General features: G+C 56.1%; 19 protein-coding genes. 15 read left to right on the top strand and 4 right to left on the bottom strand.

The window, feature by feature from the left end; translation table 11 throughout:
* Window positions 1-95 precede the first annotated feature (95 nt).
* The 8 genes from J7J49_RS05290 (at window position 96) to pcaG (ending at window position 7,855) form a co-directional block, all read left to right on the top strand.
* Complete coding sequence (locus tag J7J49_RS05290; RefSeq protein WP_215090801.1) at window positions 96-779, top strand: TetR/AcrR family transcriptional regulator; 684 nt, start codon at window positions 96-98, stop codon at window positions 777-779.
* A 119-nt stretch (window positions 780-898) separates the two neighbouring features.
* The gene (locus tag J7J49_RS05295; RefSeq protein ID WP_215090803.1) at window positions 899-2,227 is read left to right on the top strand and encodes a class-II fumarase/aspartase family protein; all 1,329 of its coding nucleotides are present in this window, start codon (window positions 899-901) and stop codon (window positions 2,225-2,227) included.
* A 200-nt stretch (window positions 2,228-2,427) separates the two neighbouring features.
* On the top strand, window positions 2,428-3,246 hold the full coding sequence (locus tag J7J49_RS05300) for a CoA transferase subunit A (RefSeq protein ID WP_215090805.1): 819 nt from the start codon (window positions 2,428-2,430) through the stop codon (window positions 3,244-3,246).
* Entirely contained in the window at window positions 3,246-4,019 is a 774-nt protein-coding gene (locus tag J7J49_RS05305; protein ID WP_215090807.1) for a CoA-transferase subunit beta, read from the top strand. Before J7J49_RS05300 ends, J7J49_RS05305 begins: the two co-directional genes overlap by 1 nt.
* 11 nt (window positions 4,020-4,030) lie before the next feature.
* Complete coding sequence (gene pcaF / locus J7J49_RS05310) at window positions 4,031-5,233, top strand: 3-oxoadipyl-CoA thiolase (RefSeq protein WP_215090809.1); 1,203 nt, start codon at window positions 4,031-4,033, stop codon at window positions 5,231-5,233.
* A gap of 11 nt (window positions 5,234-5,244) precedes the next feature.
* Window positions 5,245-6,414, top strand: coding sequence for an alpha/beta fold hydrolase (locus J7J49_RS05315; protein WP_215090811.1), 1,170 nt, complete (start codon window positions 5,245-5,247; stop codon window positions 6,412-6,414).
* 32 nt (window positions 6,415-6,446) lie between these two features.
* Window positions 6,447-7,178 carry a protocatechuate 3,4-dioxygenase subunit beta gene (gene pcaH, locus J7J49_RS05320; RefSeq protein ID WP_064233983.1) on the top strand — a complete coding sequence of 244 codons (732 nt, stop codon included), beginning with the start codon at window positions 6,447-6,449 and terminating at the stop codon, window positions 7,176-7,178.
* A gap of 44 nt (window positions 7,179-7,222) precedes the next feature.
* Window positions 7,223-7,855 (top strand): protocatechuate 3,4-dioxygenase subunit alpha, encoded by a 633-nt coding sequence (gene pcaG / locus J7J49_RS05325; protein ID WP_215090813.1) that lies wholly within the window; start codon window positions 7,223-7,225, stop codon window positions 7,853-7,855.
* Window positions 7,856-7,940: 85 nt separating this feature from the next.
* Here pcaG and J7J49_RS05330 read toward each other — a convergent pair whose 3' ends face one another.
* From J7J49_RS05330 to J7J49_RS05340, 3 genes are all read right to left on the bottom strand, one after another.
* Window positions 7,941-8,963 (bottom strand): TRAP transporter substrate-binding protein, encoded by a 1,023-nt coding sequence (locus tag J7J49_RS05330; RefSeq protein WP_215090815.1) that lies wholly within the window; start codon window positions 8,961-8,963, stop codon window positions 7,941-7,943.
* Window positions 8,964-9,070: 107 nt separating this feature from the next.
* A complete protein-coding gene (locus J7J49_RS05335; protein WP_215090817.1) occupies window positions 9,071-10,039 on the bottom strand; it encodes a PDR/VanB family oxidoreductase in 969 nt (322 codons plus the stop codon).
* Window positions 10,036-11,103: an aromatic ring-hydroxylating dioxygenase subunit alpha gene (locus J7J49_RS05340; protein WP_215090819.1), complete on the bottom strand. Its 1,068-nt coding sequence runs from the start codon at window positions 11,101-11,103 to the stop codon at window positions 10,036-10,038. Before J7J49_RS05340 ends, J7J49_RS05335 begins: the two co-directional genes overlap by 4 nt.
* 141 nt (window positions 11,104-11,244) lie before the next feature.
* Between J7J49_RS05340 and J7J49_RS05345 the strand changes: the two genes are divergently transcribed.
* Both J7J49_RS05345 and J7J49_RS05350 read left to right on the top strand, forming a co-directional pair.
* Window positions 11,245-11,922, top strand: a complete 678-nt coding sequence (locus J7J49_RS05345; RefSeq protein WP_215090821.1) for a GntR family transcriptional regulator — start codon at window positions 11,245-11,247, stop codon at window positions 11,920-11,922.
* Window positions 11,923-12,138: 216 nt separating this feature from the next.
* Window positions 12,139-13,332 carry a DcaP family trimeric outer membrane transporter gene (locus tag J7J49_RS05350; protein WP_064233972.1) on the top strand — a complete coding sequence of 398 codons (1,194 nt, stop codon included), beginning with the start codon at window positions 12,139-12,141 and terminating at the stop codon, window positions 13,330-13,332.
* A gap of 184 nt (window positions 13,333-13,516) precedes the next feature.
* Here J7J49_RS05350 and J7J49_RS05355 read toward each other — a convergent pair whose 3' ends face one another.
* Window positions 13,517-15,316 (bottom strand): feruloyl-CoA synthase, encoded by a 1,800-nt coding sequence (locus J7J49_RS05355; RefSeq protein WP_251048160.1) that lies wholly within the window; start codon window positions 15,314-15,316, stop codon window positions 13,517-13,519.
* 143 nt (window positions 15,317-15,459) lie between these two features.
* Here J7J49_RS05355 and J7J49_RS05360 point away from each other — a divergent pair, with 143 nt between their 5' ends.
* The 5 genes from J7J49_RS05360 (at window position 15,460) to J7J49_RS05380 (ending at window position 19,673) form a co-directional block, all read left to right on the top strand.
* Window positions 15,460-15,963 (top strand): MarR family winged helix-turn-helix transcriptional regulator, encoded by a 504-nt coding sequence (locus J7J49_RS05360; protein WP_215090826.1) that lies wholly within the window; start codon window positions 15,460-15,462, stop codon window positions 15,961-15,963.
* A gap of 153 nt (window positions 15,964-16,116) precedes the next feature.
* On the top strand, window positions 16,117-16,728 hold the full coding sequence (locus J7J49_RS05365; protein ID WP_215090827.1) for a TRAP transporter small permease: 612 nt from the start codon (window positions 16,117-16,119) through the stop codon (window positions 16,726-16,728).
* A complete protein-coding gene (locus J7J49_RS05370; RefSeq protein WP_064233969.1) occupies window positions 16,728-18,047 on the top strand; it encodes a TRAP transporter large permease in 1,320 nt (439 codons plus the stop codon). Before J7J49_RS05365 ends, J7J49_RS05370 begins: the two co-directional genes overlap by 1 nt.
* A gap of 15 nt (window positions 18,048-18,062) precedes the next feature.
* A complete protein-coding gene (locus tag J7J49_RS05375) occupies window positions 18,063-18,539 on the top strand; it encodes a DUF3237 domain-containing protein (protein ID WP_064233968.1) in 477 nt (158 codons plus the stop codon).
* A gap of 66 nt (window positions 18,540-18,605) precedes the next feature.
* Window positions 18,606-19,673 carry a TRAP transporter substrate-binding protein gene (locus tag J7J49_RS05380; RefSeq protein ID WP_215090829.1) on the top strand — a complete coding sequence of 356 codons (1,068 nt, stop codon included), beginning with the start codon at window positions 18,606-18,608 and terminating at the stop codon, window positions 19,671-19,673.
* Window positions 19,674-19,725: the final 52 nt, after the last annotated feature.

Consider the following 19,725-nt stretch of genomic DNA (forward strand, 5'->3'; position numbering starts at 1 on the left):
CATCCTGTCATAATCAACAATGTACGAAATGGTACGTTCAGTCAAGCTGTGGCATACTAGACCAAAGACGACCACGACAATAAAAGGCATGCTCTATGACAGCCCCTTCGACCAAGGCCAGCCCTCCTGCCGCGCGGCGACGGCGTAAAAATGACCCCGAATCCGTGCGCGCCGATATTCTTGCGGTGGCCACCCGCGAATTCTCCGAAAAAGGCCTCTCTGGGGCCCGGATCGATGAGATCGCCGAGAAAACCCGCGCCTCCAAGCGTATGATTTACTACTACTTCAATGATAAAGAGACGCTCTATCTGCACACTCTGGAAGCCGCTTACCAGAAAGTGCGACTTCAAGAGGCCGAGCTGGATCTTGACCATCTGGCCCCGCTTGAAGCACTTAGCCGACTCGTGCGGTTTACCTTCTGCCATCACGCCAAAAACCCCGACTTTATTCGCCTGGTAATGATCGAAAATATTCATCATGGCCGCTTTTTGGCGCAGTCTGAGTTGATCCAGTCACTCAATGCCGGGGTGATTGATGCGCTCACCAGTGTCTATGCTCGCGGTCTAGAGGCCGGCTGTTTTCGCGAAGGCTTGGATCCACGGGAGCTGCACTGGCTGATTAGCGCGCTGTCATTTTTCAATGTCTCAAACCAGCACACCTTTTCGCGGATTTTTGATTGGCAACAAGCCTCACCTGAGAACCAGCGCAAACTGGAAGATCATGTTACCGAGATGGTACTGCGCTACGTGGTCACTGATGCCACGCTCTCGCAGTCGTAAGTACCGACCTATTTAGCGTATGGTTCGAATGGCGAACAACTGTACACTTCTGTTCTGAGTCGTACCTTTGTGGACTGTTGAGCTGGTTCTGAACAACGTTAATAGGAGGCGTAACGCCCATGCCCGCCGCATTTTTAAAACACCCCTTTATGAGCCAGCGCGCCATCGCCGAGTGTGACGATGACGCCATGGTGCGTGCCATGCTGGCCTTTGAGTTGGCCTTGGCTGAAGTTCAGGAAGCCAGCGGCGCGGTGCCTGCTGGCGTTAGCCAGCAAATGCGCGAACAGTTGGAGAATGCGGAATTCAATAGCGAAGAGGTCGCGGCGGGTATTGCCAGCGGTGGCAATGTGGCAATTCCGTTTGTAAAGCAGAGCCGCGCGTTGCTCGCCGATAAGATCAAGCGTTACTGGCATCAGGGGGCAACCAGCCAGGACGTGGTCGACTCCGCGCTGATGATGCTGCTGAAACCACGCTTAGCGGCGTTAGATGAATTGCTGATGCGCTGCCGAACGGCGGCGTTAGCGCTTATGGATGCCCATAGCGACACGCCCATGGTAGGTCGAACTTTAATGCAGCAGGCACTACCGATTACTTTTGGCGTCAAGGTGGCCCACTGGGCAATCGGCTTGGAGCAGAGCCGCCGCCGCTTGGGAGAGGTGGAACTGCCCGTTCAGTTTGGTGGCGCGGTGGGCGTGCATTCTGGTTGGGACTCGCTGGGGCTTGAGTGGATGGACGCCTTGGCCGAGCGACTCGGTTTGGCGGTGCCGGTGCTGTCCTGGCATACCGACCGCTACCCGATCCATGCCCTTGGCACGGCATTAGATGCGGTAGCCGGGGCCACTGAAAAAATCGCCCTGGATGTGTCTCTGCTAACGCAAACCGAAGTTGGTGAAGTGGCGGAGCCATCGGCGCCGGGCATGGGCGAGTCCTCCTCCATGCCCCATAAGCGTAACCCGGTACGCAGCGCGCTGATCCGTGGCGCGGCGCGTCAAGTGCATGGCCATACCAGTGTGTTGATCAACGCTGCTGCCCAGCCTCTTGAACGCGGCTTGGGTGAATGGCACGCGGAGTGGGCGCCGTTAATGGAGAGCGCTCTGCTGGTAGAGGGGGCGCTGGAGCAAGTGGCCGTGCTTTTGGAAGGGCTAGAGGTCTACCCCGATAACATGTGGCGCAATCTGGCGGCCACCGGTGGCGGCATTATGGCCGAGCCCGTCGCACGTTTGCTGGCGCCTACGCTAGGTGTGGAGAAAGCCAAAGCGGTTAGCGCGGAAGCGGCAGAAGTTGCGCGTCGTGAATCACGCTCTTACTCAGCCGTGCTTGCCGACCACCCTGATGTGAAAGGGGACGTTGATGACGAGGCGTTGCGCAATGCCTGCGACCCTGCTTTATACCTTGGTAGCAGCGCCGCCCAGGTCATACGCGCCAAAAAATGGCTAGAAGCGCAATAAGCGCATTTAAAAACAAAGCGTTAAGTTTGGTTGTGGAGTGAGTGTTGGGTTTGACAGGGTCATTAGGCGGGCGCCGTTGGGTTTGACCCCATTAGCGTTCAGCAGTAGATTGTTCGTATAGAGGATCTATGTTCGCTTAACGAACAACTTGCAGCAGCTCACTAACAAATACGCCAACGACCCGCTAAGAGGCACCCATCATGGCCGAGTTTCTCAGCTTGCATGACGCGGTAGCGCGCTACGTCCAAGACGGCGCTACCGTGGCCATGGAAGGCTTCACCCACCTGATTCCATTTGCCGCCGGTCACGAAGTGATCCGCCAGAAAAAGCGTGATCTGACGCTGATCCGTATGACTCCCGATATCATCTACGATCAAATGATTGGCGCGGGCTGCGCTAAAAAGGTGATCTTCTCGTGGGGCGGTAACCCCGGTGTGGGCTCGCTGCATCGCCTGCGTGATGCGGTGGAGAAAGGCTGGCCGTGCAAGATCGAGATTCTGGAGCACAGCCACGCGGCCATGGCCTGCGCGTTTGAAGCGGGTGCTGCCGGTCTGCCACTAGCGGTGTTTCGCGGCTACATCGGTAGCGAACTGCCCAGCGTCAACGATCAAATCAAATTCATCGAGTGCCCCTTTACCGGGGAGCGCTTAGCCGCCGTGCCTTCAGTGCGCCCGGATGTCTCGATCATTCACGCCCAGCGTGCGGATCGCCAAGGCAACGTGCTGGTAGAAGGCATCGTTGGCGTACAGAAGGAAGCCGTACTCGCTGCCAAGCACAGTATTGTCACGGTGGAAGAGATTGTTGATGACCTGGGGGCTACCCCCAACGCCTGCGTGATTCCTAGCTGGGCCATCAGCGCCGTTGCGGTAGCGGAGAAAGGCGCGCTGCCTTCCTACACCCACGGCTACTACGGCCGCAGCAACCGCTTTTATAAAGAGTGGGATGCGATTGCTCGCGACCGCGATACCTTCACCCAGTGGCTCGATGACAACGTCTTTAATGCAGGAGGCCAAGCCTGATGAGTCTGGAATATACCTCTTCTGAAATGATGTCGGTCACCGCGGCGCGGGCACTGGAAAATGGCATGACCTGCTTTGTAGGCATCGGGCTGCCCTCGGAAGCCGCCAACTTGGCACGGTTGACTCACGCCCCGGATGTGGTGCTGATTTATGAGTCCGGCACGCTGCAAACCAAGCCCGATACTCTGCCGCTCTCCATCGGTGATGGCGAACTGTGTGAATCAGCGCTGACCACCGTGGCAGTGCCAGAAATGTTCCGCTACTGGCTGCAAGGCGGCAAAGTGAGCGTGGGCTTCTTAGGCACCGCGCAAATCGACCGCTTTGCTAACTTGAATACCACCTTAATCGGCGATTACAAAGCACCCAAGGTGCGCCTGCCGGGCGGCGGCGGGGCGCCGGAAATCGCCACCAACGCGGGTGAGGTGTTTATCACCCTTAAGCACTCCAAGCGTGCCTTTGTAAAAGATGTCGACTTCGTCACCACGTTAGGTTTTGGCCGCGACGGCAAAGGCCGCGATAACGTACCCAATATTGGCAAAGGCCCCACCCGGGTGATTACCGACCTGTGCGTGATGAAGCCAGACCCGGAGACCAAAGAGCTGGTGGTGGTTTCGCTACATCCTGGTGTAAGCCGCGAGGACGTGATTGAAGCCACTGGTTGGGAAATTCGCTTTGCCGAGCAGCTTGAGAGCACCCCAGAGCCCAGCGAAAACGAGCTGACGATTCTGCGTGAGCTGAAAGCCCGCACCGAACGGGCCCACGCGGACGCATAAAGGAGTTTGCTATGAGTGACGTTTATTTATGTCATCCCCGCCGCACGGCGGTAGGCCGCTTTGGCGGTACGCTTGCCAGCGTGCGCCCGGATGACTTCGCGGCGACCATCTTTAAAGCCGTACTAGCAGAAGCGCCGGAACTCGATCCCGCCGCCATCGAAGAAGTGTTTATGGGCTGCGCCAACCAGGCCGGTGAAGATAACCGCAACGTGGCGCGCATGTCGTCGCTGTTGGCGGGCATTCCTACTTCGGTACCCGGCACGACCATGAACCGCCTGTGCGGCTCGGGTATGGACGCCGTCGGCACGGCGTTTCGCGCCATTAAAGCCGGTGAGATGGAGCTAGCGCTGGCAGGCGGCGTGGAGTCCATGTCTCGCGCGCCTTTTGTGATGGGCAAGGCCGATAGCGCCTTCGCCCGCACTCAAAAAATCGAAGACACCACCATCGGTTGGCGCTTGATCAACCCGCTGATGAAGAAAGCCTATGGTATTGACTCCATGCCGGAAACGGCAGAAAACGTCGCCGAGCAGTTCAACATCTCCCGTGAAGATCAGGACGCCTTTGCGCTACGCTCCCAGCAGAAAGCCGCTGCTGCTCAAAAGGCCGGGCGTTTTGCCCAAGAGATTACCGCGATTGAGATCCCACGCCGTAAGCAGGAACCGCTGATCTTTGATCAGGATGAGCACCTGCGGGAGACCACTCTCGATAAGCTGGCAGGTTTACCTACTCCCTTCCGTGAAGGCGGCAGCGTGACCGCCGGCAACGCCTCTGGCGTTAACGACGGCGCGGCGGCGATGCTGGTGGCCAGCGAAGCGGCGGTTAAGCAGCATGGCCTAACGCCGATGGCGAAGATTATCGGCATGGCCACGGCGGGCGTTGAGCCGCGCATTATGGGCTATGGCCCGGTACCGGCCGTACAGAAACTGCTCAAGCGCACCGGTATCTCGATGGACGATATCGATGTGTTTGAGTTTAACGAGGCGTTCGCCGCTCAGGCGTTGGCCTGCATGCGCGATCTTGGCCTTAAAGACGTCGACCCCCGGGTGAATCCCAACGGCGGCGCGATTGCCCTGGGTCACCCGTTAGGCATGTCCGGTGCGCGCCTGTTAATGACCGCTGCCCATGAGTTGCAAAACAGCGGCAAACGTTATGCGCTGTGCACCATGTGTGTGGGCGTTGGCCAAGGTATCGCCACGCTGATTGAACGGGTTTAACGGAGGGAATCATGGCATTTCATACCATCAACGGTCGCAGCGTGGCGTATCGGCTGCTCGGTGCACAAGTAAACCCACTGGTCGTGCTGGCGCACCCTTTGGGCATGAGCCAAGCGGTATGGGATGATGTGATTCCAGCGCTGCTGCCCCGCTACCGGGTGCTGACCTGGGATATTCCCGGCCACGGTGCCAGTCAGGCAGTCAGCGGCGAGCAAATCACCCCCGCAGACTTAGCTGCAGAGGCTCTCGCGCTTGTAGAGCTGGCGGGCGCGTCGCGCTTTCACTTTGCTGGCACATCGATTGGTGGCGTTGTTGGCCAGCAGCTGATAGCCGCGCATAGCGAGCGCCTGCTCTCCGTCACGTTGACCAACACCGGCGCGGTCATCGGCAACCCGGATCTCTGGAATACCCGCGCGGGTCGCGTACGCCAGGAAGGCCTAGTGGCGATGTCCCAAGAGATCGTGCCGCGCTGGTTTGCCCCGGCGACATTTGAGGCAAGCCCCGCCCTGAAAGCGGGCTGGTGCACACAGATGGGCCGCGGTGACGATGAGTCCTACGCCCAGCTGTGTGAAATGCTTGGTCGCGATACTTTTACTGGCAAGCTATCAGGTAAGAACACGAGAGTGCAGCTGTTTGGCGGCAGCGAAGATATGGCCACCCCGCCCGCCACGCTGGAAGCCCTAGCGGCAGAACTCGATGGCCCACCGCTGGAAATATTTAACGGTGTTGGCCATGTGCCCTCGGTAGAAGCCCCGGCGCTATTTGCCGAGAAACTGCTCGCGGTTTTGGCCGCTGATTTAGGTGACGTGGCCAACCAAGGCGTTGCCTACGCCACCGGCCTTGAGACCCGCAAACAGGTATTGGGCGAAGAGCACGTGGCGCGCTCTACTGCCAACGCCAACAGCCTGGATGCCCCCTTCCAGCAGATGATTACCCGCTTAGCCTGGGGCGAGCTGTGGAGCAACGACGATCTTACTCGTCGCGAACGCAGCATGATCACTACCGGGATTCTCGCCGCGCTTGGCCGCGAAGAGCTAACGCTGCACTTAAAAACCGCCAAACGGATTGGGCTGTCTGAGGCCGAGCTGCGTCAGGTGCTGATGCATGTAGCGATTTACGGCGGTGTTCCGGCAGCCAATCACGCCTTCGCCCTCGCCAAAGAGCTGGGCTGGGGCGAGTAGCGAGTCAAAATAATCGATGAGAGGTAAGGGTGATGACCCACGATAACAAACGCTTTGTGGCCCGTGACCGTAACTGGCATCCGCCCGCCTACGCGCCGGGCTATAAAACCTCGGTAGCGCGCTCGCCCCAGCAGGCGCTGGTGAGTATGCAGCAACCGACCGTGTCTGAACTGACCGGCCCGGATTTTAGCCACCTGCGTATGGGCCCCCACGATAATGATCTGCTGCTGAATTTTCGTCAGGATGCGAGCCAGGGCGGGCTGCCCCAGGGTGAGCGAATTATCATGTTTGGCCGAGTGGTCGATCAGTTCGGTAAGCCGATACCGCATACCCTGGTGGAGATGTGGCAGGCCAACGCGGGCGGCCGCTACCGGCATAAGAACGATAAGTACCTGGCGCCGCTGGATCCCAACTTCGGCGGTGTGGGGCGCTGTTTGACCGATGAGCAGGGCATGTACCGTTTTCGCACCATCAAGCCCGGCCCTTACCCGTGGCCCAACGATATGAACAGCTGGCGCCCGGCGCATATCCACGTATCCGTCACCGGCCCTTCAATTTCTACCCGGCTGATCACCCAGATGTACTTTGAAGGCGACCCGCTGATTCCCCTCTGTCCCATCGTGCATACGCTGAAAGACCCGCTCGCGGTTGAGACGATGATCGGGCGGCTGGATATGGCCCATAGCAAGCCGATGGACTGCTTGGCCTACCGCTTTGATGTGGTGGTGCGCGGTGAGTTGCAGACCTTCTTTGAAAATCAATAGCTGAAAATCAATAGCCGAAAACCAATAAGGGCGGGGGATAACTCATGAATCAGCCTAACAGCCAGCCGACCAGCGAATTGATGCTGCGTGAAACCGCCTCGCAAACCGCTGGCCCCTACGTACATATTGGCCTTGCCCTTGCGGCAGCGGGCAATCCGGTGCGGGACGAAGAGATCTGGAACCAGATGGCCAAGCCCGACGCCGAGGGCGAGCATATCGAAGTGGTGGGTACCGTTATCGATGGCAACGGCGACCTGGTGCGCGATGCTTTCGTTGAAGCGTGGCAAGCCGATGCTAATGGCGACTACCAGGCCGATTACGATCTAAAAAAGCCGTTTAATAGCTTTGGCCGCACCGCTACCACCTTCGATCACGGCAGCGAGTGGTCATTAACCACCATCAAACCCGGCGCGGTGAAGCACCTCAGCGGCCAACTAATGGCGCCGCATATTACCCTTACGCTGTTTGCCCGGGGTGTGAACATCCACCTGCAAACGCGGCTCTATTTTGACGACGAGGCTGAAGCGAACGCCCAGTGCCCGGTACTATCCCGCATCGAATCACCGGCGCGCCGCCAAACCCTGATCGCCAAGCGTGAAGAGGTTGATGGCAAGGTGCGTTACAGGCTAGATATCCGCCTACAGGGTGAGGGAGAAACGGTGTTTTTTGATTTTTAATTTATGCTTACGGGTATTAACACAGTGATAAGGGCAGCCAATTGGCTGCCCTTTCGCTATGGCTAAAACAATGATTAACCCTAATCTAGGCTGGGCAGCTTTGCTGTAAATCCATCGCGGCTTCGTAGATGTCATTGGCAGCGCCGCCAATCTCTTCCAAGTAATCATCAATGGTTTGCTGCAGTACAGGGCCCCATTCAGGATCTTCGAGGGCGTCTTCAATGACGACAAACTCATGCCCCGCTTCAACGGCCTCTTCACGGCCTTGGCGTATCATCTCGTCGTAAACCTCCGCCGCACGAAGTGACCACTCTAAGCCGCTGTGGTCATCAATTACTTGCTGCAAATCGGCTGGCAGGCTGTCGTAACTGCGCTGACTCATGGTGGCGAACAGGGAAAGGTCATACAGGGGCACTTCGGTGTGGTACTGCGCCAGTTCATTCAGCCGGAAAGTCTTCATGCCTTCCCAGTTAAAACTTAGGCCGTCGACCACGCCGCGCTGCATGGAGGTAAACACATCCGGCGCTGGCATGCCCACCGCCTGGGCACCGAGTCGCTCGAACATATCACCCACCACGGGCGTAGGGCGACGTAGGCGAAGCCCCTCGAGATCAGCCGGTGTTTCAATAAGCTGATCTTTGGTGTGGAGGTAACCTGGGCCGGTAGTGAACAAGAACAGCGGATGTGTGTCGGCGTACTCCTGTTCAAAATGCCCCTGATCGTAAAGCGACTGGAGAATACAAGCCCCTTGGCGGGCGCTTGATGACACGCCCGGCAGTTCGACGACTTGTGTTAGCGGAAAGCGGCCGGCGGTATAGCCCTGGGCGGAGGCGCCTATGTCGGCGATGCCCATCACCGCGCTTTCGTAGGTTTGAGCCGATTTCGCCAGCGTCTGACTGGGGAACACTTCTACTTTCAGTTCCCCATTTGATGCTTCTTCGACGCTTTCAGCCCAGGCCTGAAACAGTTCACGGTCTATCATGGAACCGCCCGGCCAGACGTGCGCTACCCGCAGTGTGGTGCTGGCTTCCACGACGGGGGCCGCGAATGAAATGGCGAACACGCCAAACAGGGTCGCCTTGGCTAAATGGGTGGGTAGTTTTTTCATTGTCGTTATCCTGATTGCTAGTCGATGGGGCACGTTTTTATGATTGTTTTTGAAGTTGTTTTTGAAACTGTTTTTGAAGCTGTTTTTGAAACTTTGTTTGAGACGGTTTAAAGATCCAATACCAGGGTTTTGCTCTTGGCTCTGGAGCAGCAGGGCGTGAATTGATCGTTGGCCGCGTGCTCATCGTCATCCAGGTATAAATCCCGGTGGTCGGGTTCGCCTTCGAGTATGCGGGTGAGGCAGGTGCCGCATACCCCCTGCTCGCAGGAGACCATGATGTCGATGCCATTTTCAGCCAGCACTTGGTAGACGGTTTTGTCGGCGGGCACTGTAAAGGCCGCGCCGCTGCTGGCGATGCGTACTTCGAAACTGCCATCGTCTTCGGTGACTGTATCAGCGCCTGCAAAGTACTCCGTGTGCAGTTGGTCGGCTGGCCAGCCGCACTGTTTACCTGTTGATAGGACGGCGTTAATAAACCCGCTAGGGCCGCAGACGTAGACCTGGGCATCAGCCTCCGGCTCACTCAGCAGCTTTTCCAGGTCTAGGGTTGACGACGCGGTGTCATCGTCCAGGTAGAAGTATGTTCTATCGGCGAAGCTTGACGTTTTGATACGCTCACGGAAGGCCATGCGTTCAGCGGAGCGGGCGCAGTAGTGCAGTTCAAAATCTGCATCGGTGCGCGCTAAACGCTCTGCCATACACAGCAATGGCGTGATGCCGATCCCGCCCGCCAGCAGATAAGTTCGTTTAGCTGGCTTAAGCGGGAAGTGATTTTTAGGGGCGCTGATGAGTAGCAGGCTGCCCACTTTAATCTCATCATGCATGGCGATGGAGCCTCCTCTGGAGGCTTCATCTCGTAATACGCCGATCAAGTAGCGATCCCGCTCCTCAGAGTGATTGCACAGCGAGTATTGCCGGATCACCCCCTCTTTCACCTGCACGTCAATATGGGCGCCTGCGCTGAAGGGGGGGAGCGGTCGACCGTGCGGGTCGGCAAGCTCGAAGGTGGCAATGCCTAGCGCCTCCTCATGGCGAGCTTTTACCTCAACAATAAGCGATAGAGAGGGGTGGCTCATGCCGTTGCCTCCTGGGGTTGCTCGGCCTGCTCCTCTTTTAAGATGCGATCAATAATGCGGCGAGCCTGTACGCCCCCGCCGTCAATATTGAGTTTCAGCAGTTGGCGCTCGGGGTAGCGCAGCAGGTTGCGCTGTTGGGCTTCGAGCATCTCAAGATCTTCTTCGAAGATCTTGCCCTGGCCCTCGCGGATCTTGTCGGTGAGTTCTTGATCTTCCGGCTTGAAGTTGCGGGCCATGCCCCAGAAGTACCAGATAGAGGTATCGCTCTCAGGAGTGATAAAGTCGACCACGATACTGGACGCTCTCACATCTGCCGGTGCTTTAGCGCCGCCATTGCCCGCGTGGGCCACGCCGACTTCGATCAAGACATGGCTGGGGGGCGTAAAGCGGCAAATTTGCCAGCGGTCTACGGGGACGTCATCAGCAAGTCCGTTGCCACGCAGGGCGGCCTGCCAGAAAGGCGGCGCGGGGATATTCTCCATCTCGCGGCTGGTGATCACTTCGCTGCCGTTAACCGTCGTTTCTGGGGCGGCTTCCTCTATCTCCGGCTGGCCGATGCTGGAAGCGTGCACATAGGTCTCATGGGTAAGATCCATAAGGTTGTCGATCATCAGGCGATATTCACACTGAATATGGTAGAGGCCGCCGCCATACGCCCAGTCGGGGTTGTTGGCCCAGTGCAGCTCGGGGATCAGTGCGGCGTCGGCCTTATCCGGAGCCCCCGGCCAGATCCAGATGAAGCCGTGGCGCTCTTCAACGGGGTAGGCGCGATTGCTTGGAAAGCCTCGAACCCGCTGGCCGGGCATGCTGTCGCATTTGCCGCTGCAGTTCATTTCAAGGCCGTGGTAGCCGCACACCAGCTTGCCATCACGCACGAAGCCCAAGGAGAGCGGCGCGCCACGGTGGGGGCAAAAGTCCTCTACGGCGGCCACGCGATTCTCGTCACCGCGGAAGAAAACTAGTTGTTTATTGCAAATAGTACGTCCAAGCGGTTTCTCTGTGAGCTCTTCTGGAGTGCAGGCAACGTACCAGGTATTTAAAGGAAAGGGGGCTTGTTGAGTCACGGTTAACTCCTTTTGATTTAGTGTTGTAATTATGGTTATTGGATCCAAAGTAAAGGCTAGGAAGGTTTTTGCAGTCAACCTATACTTTCGTAGAATCCGCGAGTGAATGGCTAAACAGTGTTGATATGAGAGAAAAATTAAATGAGTAACAACGATAAAAGTGTCGTCAGCCGACTGCGTAAATTGATCAGTGAGGGGGCGTATGCTCCTGGCGAGCGTCTTGGTGAAGTGGCGGTTGCGGAGCAACTTGGTGTTTCGAGAACGCCGGTAAGGCTGGCTTTTCGCACATTAGAGCAAGAGGGGTTGCTGCAGCAGGCGGGCAAGCGCGGGTTTATGGTGCGCGAGTTTACCCAAGCAGATGTGCACTGTGCCGTTGAAGTTCGCGGGGTGCTGGAGGGCCTGGCCGCTCGGCATTTGGCTGAGCAGGGGCTGCCGCCCGACGTCGATAAAGAGTTGAGTTTTTGGATCCAAAAAGGAAAAAAGCTAATCGCCAAAGGATACCTTGTAGAATCCGATATCAATCAATGGAGTGAGCTTAATGCTCATTTCCACGGCATTATCATTCACTCTATCGGTAGCGGTGTCGTGGCAGATGCCATTGCACGAAATAATCACTTACCTTTCGCTGCGGCCGACTCGATCATCATTGATAGCGATGATCTGGAGCGAGAGTTTAAAAAGTTGCAGTTAGCGCAGTTTCATCATGAGCTTATATTTCAGTCACTTAAGCGGGGAGAGGGGGCTAGGGCAGAAATGCTAATGCGCGAGCATGCGCTGATCGGGCTGCGTTACCCTGAGTTACTGGCCGATTCTGAATAAAAAGGCGACTTATTTAGTTGCACTATATAATTAAACCAAAGTATTAATAATACAAAATTATTAATATTCAATATCTTATATAAATTTGAAGATGCATAGCCTCCATTTTAATTGACAGATGGAGGTTTTTTTCGCAGCTTTGGTACGTAATGCGGATCAGCGTTCGCATTGAGAACAATTACAACTAACCATTACGACCAAAAGCAGAGACAGACAATGAAAATTAACCACTTTGTTGCATGCGCCCTTCTCGCTCCCTGTGCGCTTGCTGTCCAGGCCCATGCGTTTGATGTTGTAGAAGCCGGACAGCCTATCGTGACCGGTGAGCCAAGCCGTGTAGGCCCACCCTGGAATCATCGATCAACGATTAATATTCCAGGCACCAAAACCGATATCGCCTTTGGGGGGTACGTTAAGCTCGATGCGTTTTACGACTTCGACTACGACCTGGGCACATCAACGGATCCTTACGCCGTTATGAACCCTGGCAATCGAACCGATGGTCGAACCAGCTTTACGGCCTATGAATCCCGCCTGAATTTCCGTACCCACACCGCGACTGACTATGGACGTTTAACCACTTACTTCGAAGGGCATTTTGTGCCCGATGGTAAGTTTGGGCTGCGCCATGCGTATGGCGAGCTGAACGGTTTTCTCGCCGGGCAAACATGGTCAAATTTCATGAGTTTCGTGGGCGGGACACGCACCTTGGCTCTCGGGGATCCTAAGGGCTACGCCTTTGAGCGGCAGGCACAGCTGCGCTATACCCAGCCTGTCGGGGAAGGCAGTTTCTCTGTTGCCTTGGAGAATCCCACCACGGTCATTGCCCGCAATGATGCTTCAGTGGCCGATGGGGAGAGCCAGCTTCCCGATTTGACGCTGCGCTATGAATATAAGCGTTTATTTGCGCTCTCCGGGATAGCGCGTCAACTTTCAACCAATAACATCACCAATACCATTGATGATGAAGTCACTGGCTACGGGGTGCAGGCGCAGTTCAATTTGCCCTTTAATGCGTCAACCAGCTTGCGCGGCAGTGCCACCTACGGTGAGGGGATTGGTAACTATATGGGCAACCCTGGCAATGTAGGGCACCGCAACGCACCTGACGTCTATGTGCAGGGTAACAACCTAGAAACTATTGAAACCCGGGCGTTTGGTCTCTCTCTTAACCATTACTGGACGGATAGCTGGTTCAGCTCAGTTGGTGTTTCGCGGCTTGAACAAGATTTACCCGCAGCCTATGGCAATCATTTCGAAACGCTCGACTACGGGTTTGCCAATGTGATTTGGGATGTTACCGACCGCATGTCAGTAGGTCTTGAGTACCAGCATGCTGATATCGAGCAGGGGAATGGGGTCTCCAATGATGCGAGTCGCCTTCAGGCAAGTGCTACCTTCCAATTCTAGCGAGATAGAGGTATTGGTGATGTAGGTGACTGACGACTGTTTCGACCAAGCTTTAGGCTGGCATTTCGCCAGCCTTTTTGATGCGGGTATAGCGGAATCGTATAATTGAAGGCGCTTCTAGGATGCCTGTCTGTAAAGCAGGTTCTTAGAGGTATCACTTAGCCATCCTGGCATTGATTCTGGTTTATGAAGGTGCTGGCAGGATGATGCGTGGATCCTGGGGTGGCTCAGCGTAGAGAGATGTCACGAGATCCGAGTAGCGTTCGCGCACTAGCCGTTGGTTCACCGAGCCTTTATCGGTCAATTCGCCACGGTCAACGGAGAGCGGTTGGTTGAGCAGCAGCAGGCGCTCCAACCGCATGGAGCTTGACTGGCCACGGCAGTGGGTTGCCAGGCGCTGGGCGAACCATTGATGCAGGCTGGCGTCTGTGACCAGAGCATCAAGGGGAGTATCCGCTTTGCCAAGCTGGTGCTCACAGGCAGGTAGGTTCAGCACGACGATGCCCGTCAGGTAATCGCGCCCTTCGCCGACTACCACGATGTCCTGTACCAGCGGCGCGAAGTGTTCCACAAGGTGCAGGCGCAGGGTGCCCACATTGACCCAGGTGCCGGTCACTAGTTTGAAGTTCTCACTTAGCCGGCCGTCAAAGATGAGTCCGCGCTCGGGGCGGTCGGTGTCAATAAGGCGCATGGCATCCCCGGTGCGGTAGTAACCTTCGTGGTCAAACGCCTCGCTGGTTCGCTGCGAATCGCGCCAGTAACCTGGGGTGATGTTGAGGCCCTTAAGGCGCGCCTCCCACTTATCGTCCGTTGCCACTAGTTTAAGCGCCATGCCCGGTACAGGCTTCCCGATCAACCCTGGTGTATCGCTGGGCTCTTCGGTGCAAAAGGCCAGGCATGCTTCGGTGGAGCCGAGCCCCGTCAACATGGGAACGGGGGCTCCGCGAGTCTGTCTGCCTAACGCTTCCAGAGCAGTGCGTACATGGGCGGGTAGCACGGCGCCCCCGAAGTGCAGCATTTCCAGATCGCGGAAAAAGGCCTCACGCAGGGAGTCATCGTTGCGCAAATGCTCGACCAGCGCTTCGAACCCTTTGGGTACATTGCAGTAAAACGTCGGCGACACCTCGCGCAGGTTCTCGATGGTGCGCTGCACCCCTTGAGCGGTGGGGTTGCCATCATCAATATATAGAGAGCCCCCATTGTGGATCGCCATCCCCAAAATCGTATTGCCGCCAAAGGTGTGGTGCCAGGGTAGCCAGTCGACTAACACCGGGGTGTGCCGCTCTAAAAAGCTCAGCCGTTTTGCTAGCATGGCTTGATTGCTACACAGCATGCGATGGTTGTTGATCACCGCCTTAGGCATGCCCGTCGACCCTGAGGTAAACAGTAATTTGGCGATACTGTCAGGCGTTACGCGGGCATGGGCATTCTCCACGGCAACAGTGGCTGGTGTAGTGGCGAGGGAATCAAAGGCCAGGGATCGCTGAGCGGGCACCTTGGCCACACAGGTGACACCACTATCGCAAACGGCCGCCAGTGCCCGGCTAAAGCGAGCCTCCTCATCGACAAATAGCATCCCCGGGGTCACCAGTTCCACCACATGTCGCAGCTTGACGAAATCTTCGGATAGTAGCGCGTAAGAGGGCGACACCGGCACGTAGGGAATGCCCACATGCATGGCAGCGCAGGCAAGCAGAGCGTGTTCGATGCTATTTCCCGACAGCACCATCAGCGGTCGCTCCGTCGACAGGCCATGATCAATCAGTGCTTGTGCCAGGCGGATCACTTGTGGCATTGCTTCATCGAAGGTTAGCGTTCGCCACGTGTGCCGACCCTCTTCGCGCTCTGCCAAAAAGGTATTCAGGGGTGTTTTGTTTGCCCAATGGGCAAGCCGCTGGGTCATGCTGTGTGGGTAAGAGGGAACATCGCCTCCGTGTAGTCGGAACTCTTGTAAGGTGTTAGTCAGCGGAGGGGGGAGTGACATGAATAGCTCCATAGCGAAAAATCTTGGATTTGTTGTGTGCTGTCATCTTGGCGAATATAGTTATAGTTGTTAACTAGATGATTAGCTAGGATGCTGATTTAAGACCATAGTTGTAATTATTTAAATGAGATAGGAATTAACGCATGGCCATAACTAAAAAGAGCGCTTCTATTCAACAAGTTGAGCCCGACGAAAAAGAGCCCACTTCTGTCGCCGGTCTAGTGCTTGAAAATCGCCTTGGTTACGCCTTGAGAAGGGCCCAGCTTGCTGTTTTTAAACATTTTAATGAGGCCATGCAGGAGCATGAAATACGTCCTGCCCAGTTCTCTTCGCTTGTGGTGATTGAAGGGTATCCCGGCATTACCCAAACCAATTTAGCCAAGGTGCTAGACATTGATCCTCCCAGAATCGTTAGCCTTATTAACAACCTGGAGGAAAGAGGGCTGGCTTTGCGGGTGCGCTGTAAGCGAGATAAGCGCTCCCACGGGATTTTTCTTAGCAAAAAAGGCGAAGCCTTGACCGGACAGCTAAAAGAGCTGGCTGAACAGAGCGATATCAATGCAACTCAATCACTTAGTGAAATTGAAAGGCGTCAGTTGCTGGCACTGTTAGTGAAAATATATACCTCGGATACGGACGAAGAATAAAACTTTAGGCGTATTTTTGTCGGCAATGCTTGCATGCTCTCTCAAAGACAATTACTTATATTAAGTAACTAGTTTGGTTGTGACGGTCTCGCGGTGTATCGCGCAAGGTGGGTTTCAACCATACAGCGAATTCCAAAAACAAGAGACGAAACGATGAGCAGCTTAGCGACGGTACCGACAATCGGCACTGCATTGATGCGCCGTAGCCTTGAGATACCCTGTAGGGTTGCCGCGATAAGCGGCGGATTATTAATCACAGCACTCGCTATCATCACCGTCGTTAGCATTCTTGGCCGGTGGGTAGCCAGTGCACCAGTGTTAAGCGATATAACCATGCTGGCGTGGGTGGGGCCCATCGCTGGCGATTACGAGCTGGTGGAAATGGGCACTGCCATTGCCGTTTTTCTGTTTTTACCTTACTGCCACCTTCGCGGCGGGCATGTCACGGTGGATCTCTTGGTCATGCATGCGCCGCCCATGGTTCAGCGCTTGCTCGCTATTGTCGCCGAAACGCTCTTTTTGGTAGTAGCTGGGTTAATGACCTGGCGCCTCTATCACGGCTTGCTCGATAAACGCCGCTATATGGAAACCAGCATGCTGCTGGATATACCGCTCTGGTGGGGGTATGTCGGCGGACTGGTGGGTTTCGCGCTGTTGACGCTGGTCTGCCTGTATCGCACCTGCGATGCGTTTACTTACAGCCCGCAACAGCCCGGTTCGACTCAAGCTCAAGTTAAAGAAAACTCCGCCCAAGGAGACCTGTGATGACACCTCTCACTTTGGGCGCCAGCGGTTTTGTAGTCCTGCTATTGATGATGGCTACGCGTATTCCTATCGGCCTGGCCATGCTGGTGGTCGGTGCCGTAGGCATGATGCTGATCACCGGCCCGATGGGCATTTTAAATGGCTTAAAGTCACTTCCCTACGAACACTTTTCCAGTCATACGCTATCCATCATTCCACTGTTCCTGCTTATGGGGCAGTTTGCGGCGAGAGCCGGCCTTTCCCGGGCCATGTTCCAGGCGGCCAATGACTGGCTGGGCCACCGTCGTGGTGGACTGGCGATGTCCACGATTGGCGCCTGTGGTGCGTTTGGAGCCATTTGCGGCTCTTCGCTGGCGACCGCCGCCACCATGACCCAGGTGGCACTTCCCGAGATGGAACGCCAGGGCTATCGCGGTAGCTTGGCGACCGGCGCATTGGCAGCTGGCGGTACCCTGGGGATTCTGATCCCTCCCTCGGTGGTGCTGGTTATCTACGCGATCCTGGCCGAACAGAACATTAACGAAATGTTTGCCGCTGCGTTGGTGCCGGGGTTGTTAGCGGTGTTCAGTTATATGCTCGCCATCTCGCTGTACGTGCGATTTTTTCCTGACAGTGCGCCGAGTAAGGCAAAAGCTTCTCGCGGCGAGCGTTGGCGCTCACTGCTGGAGGTGTGGCCAGGAGCAGCGATCTTTATCGTAGTGATTGGGGGCATCTATACCGGCGTCTTTACGCCGACCGAGGCTGCCGCCGTGGGTGCGGTCGCCACCGGTGCCTTGGCAATAACACGAGGCGGCCTGCGTTGGAGCGGCCTGCGGGACTGCGTTCTTGAAACCGCGGTGACCTCGGCGATGATCTTCTTCATCGTGCTCGGTGCCAGTATCTTTAATAGCTTCCTTGCCCTGACTCAACTGCCGCAAATCACTGCAGGCTGGATTGTGGGGCTCGAGATCAGTCCCTGGGTGGTACTGGCGGGCATTCTGTTCTGCTATTTGGTACTTGGCTGCTTTATGGACAGCCTCTCGATGATCCTGCTCACCGTGCCTATTTTTCTGCCCATCGTCACCGGGATGGACTTCGGTATGCCCGCAACCGATGTGGCGATATGGTTCGGCATTTTAGCGCTGGTGGTCGTTGAGGTCGGCATGATCACGCCGCCAGTGGGGCTGAACATCTTCATTATCCACTCCATGGCCCCGCGTATTCCCTTAACGGAGACCTTTAAAGGCATTCTGCCTTTTTTAGCGGCCGACCTTATTCGCATTATTTTGCTGGTGCTCTTCCCCGCCATCTCGCTTGGCTTCGTCTACTTAATCAATTGACCAAGGGAGTTCGACATGTCTCGTGATGCATCCCAACGAATACCGACAGCAACTTTTATCGCGCGCTTAACGGTCGACGTCGCTACCCCGCTGGAGCTCGGTGAAAACCCTCAGGGCAAGCGTCGCTTCATTGCGATCACTGGCGGTCAGGTGCGTGGTGAGCGGTTGAACGGCGTGGTTCTGCCTGGTGGCGGGGACTGGCAGACCCTGCGTACCGATGGGGTGGCCGAACTGCATGCCCGCTACTTTCTAGAAACCGATAGTGGCGAGCGCATCGAAGTCGAAAACATCGGGTTTCGGCACGGCTCGACTGAAGTCATGCAGCGCCTTCAGCGCGGGGAGCCCGTTGCCCCAGAGGAGTATTACTTTCAGACCACGCCGCGCTTTTATACCTCCAGCTCGGACTACGCCTGGCTAACACGCACGATCTTTATCGGCGCTGCCGAGCGTACCCGGGAGAACGTTTTGATTGATTTATTCGCGGTGAATTAAAGCGCCGTGCTCAGTCGCTTAACCATTGACCACAGCCAACATAACAAACACAACGAGGTACTTTTTATGACACAGCAGGCAACCCCAAGGCTACGCCGGCGTTTACTCGCACTTGCCATCTCCATGCCTCTTGTCTTGAGCGTTGGGCAGGCCAGCGCCCAGGAGGCCGAGTACACGCTTAGGCTGCATCATTTCTTCCCGTCTTCGGCACCCGTTCACCAGGAGTACTTTATTCCCTGGAAAGAGGCCATCGAGGAAGAGTCCAACGGGCGTTTGGAGGTTGAACTCTACCCTTCAATGCAGCTGGGCGGCACGCCTCCCTCGCTCTATGACCAGGCGAAAGACGGCCAGGTGGATATTATCTGGACTGTATTGGGCTATAACGCCGGTCGCTTCCCTAGGGCAGAGGTCTTCGACTTACCGTTTATACCGACCACAGGCGCTGCGACCAGCCAGGCAGCTCATGAGTATGCAATGACTTACATGCAGGATGAGTTAGCGGGCGTATACCCGATTGCTGTCCATACTCACAGCCCTGGTGCACTGCACACCAAAGAGACGCGGATTGAATCACTCGACGATATAGAGGGGCTAAAAATGCGTGGCCCCAGCCGGCTGGTGAACCGTTACCTTGCCAAGCTGGGCGCTGAGCCCATTGGTATGCCGGTCGCTCAGGCGCTGGAAGCATTATCACGGGGTGTTCTCGATGGAACGGTGATCCCCTTTGAAGCGATTACCGCCATGGGATTAGCCGATATTACTACCGAACATACCGTCTTCAGCGGTGATAATGCGCTCTATACCACGATGATGATCGTGGCGATGAATCAGCGTAAATACGACGAGCTGCCCGCCGATCTGCAAGCGATTATCGACGCTCACTCCGGCATCCAGGAGGCCCGCAAAATAGGTCAGATCATGGATGACGCCGACCAGGTACAGATCCAGGCCATCCAAAATGGCGAGCAGCCCGGCACCATTACCCAGCTTGATAGTGAGGAGACTGCCCGGTGGCAAGCCGTGGGCCAGGAAGTGGCTGACGAGTGGATCGCCGATGCCGAAGAGAAAGGACTCGATGGCGAAGCGCTATATAACGATGCCAGACAGTTAATCGACAAGTTCACCGCTGAGTAAGTTGCTAAGCAGCCGCTTTCCAATCAGTAGTTTTTTAATAAATAGCTTTTGA

Origin of the sequence: Halomonas sp. ISL-56 (assembly GCF_018612805.1) — a bacterium.
In the GTDB taxonomy this organism is placed as follows: domain Bacteria; phylum Pseudomonadota; class Gammaproteobacteria; order Pseudomonadales; family Halomonadaceae; genus Vreelandella.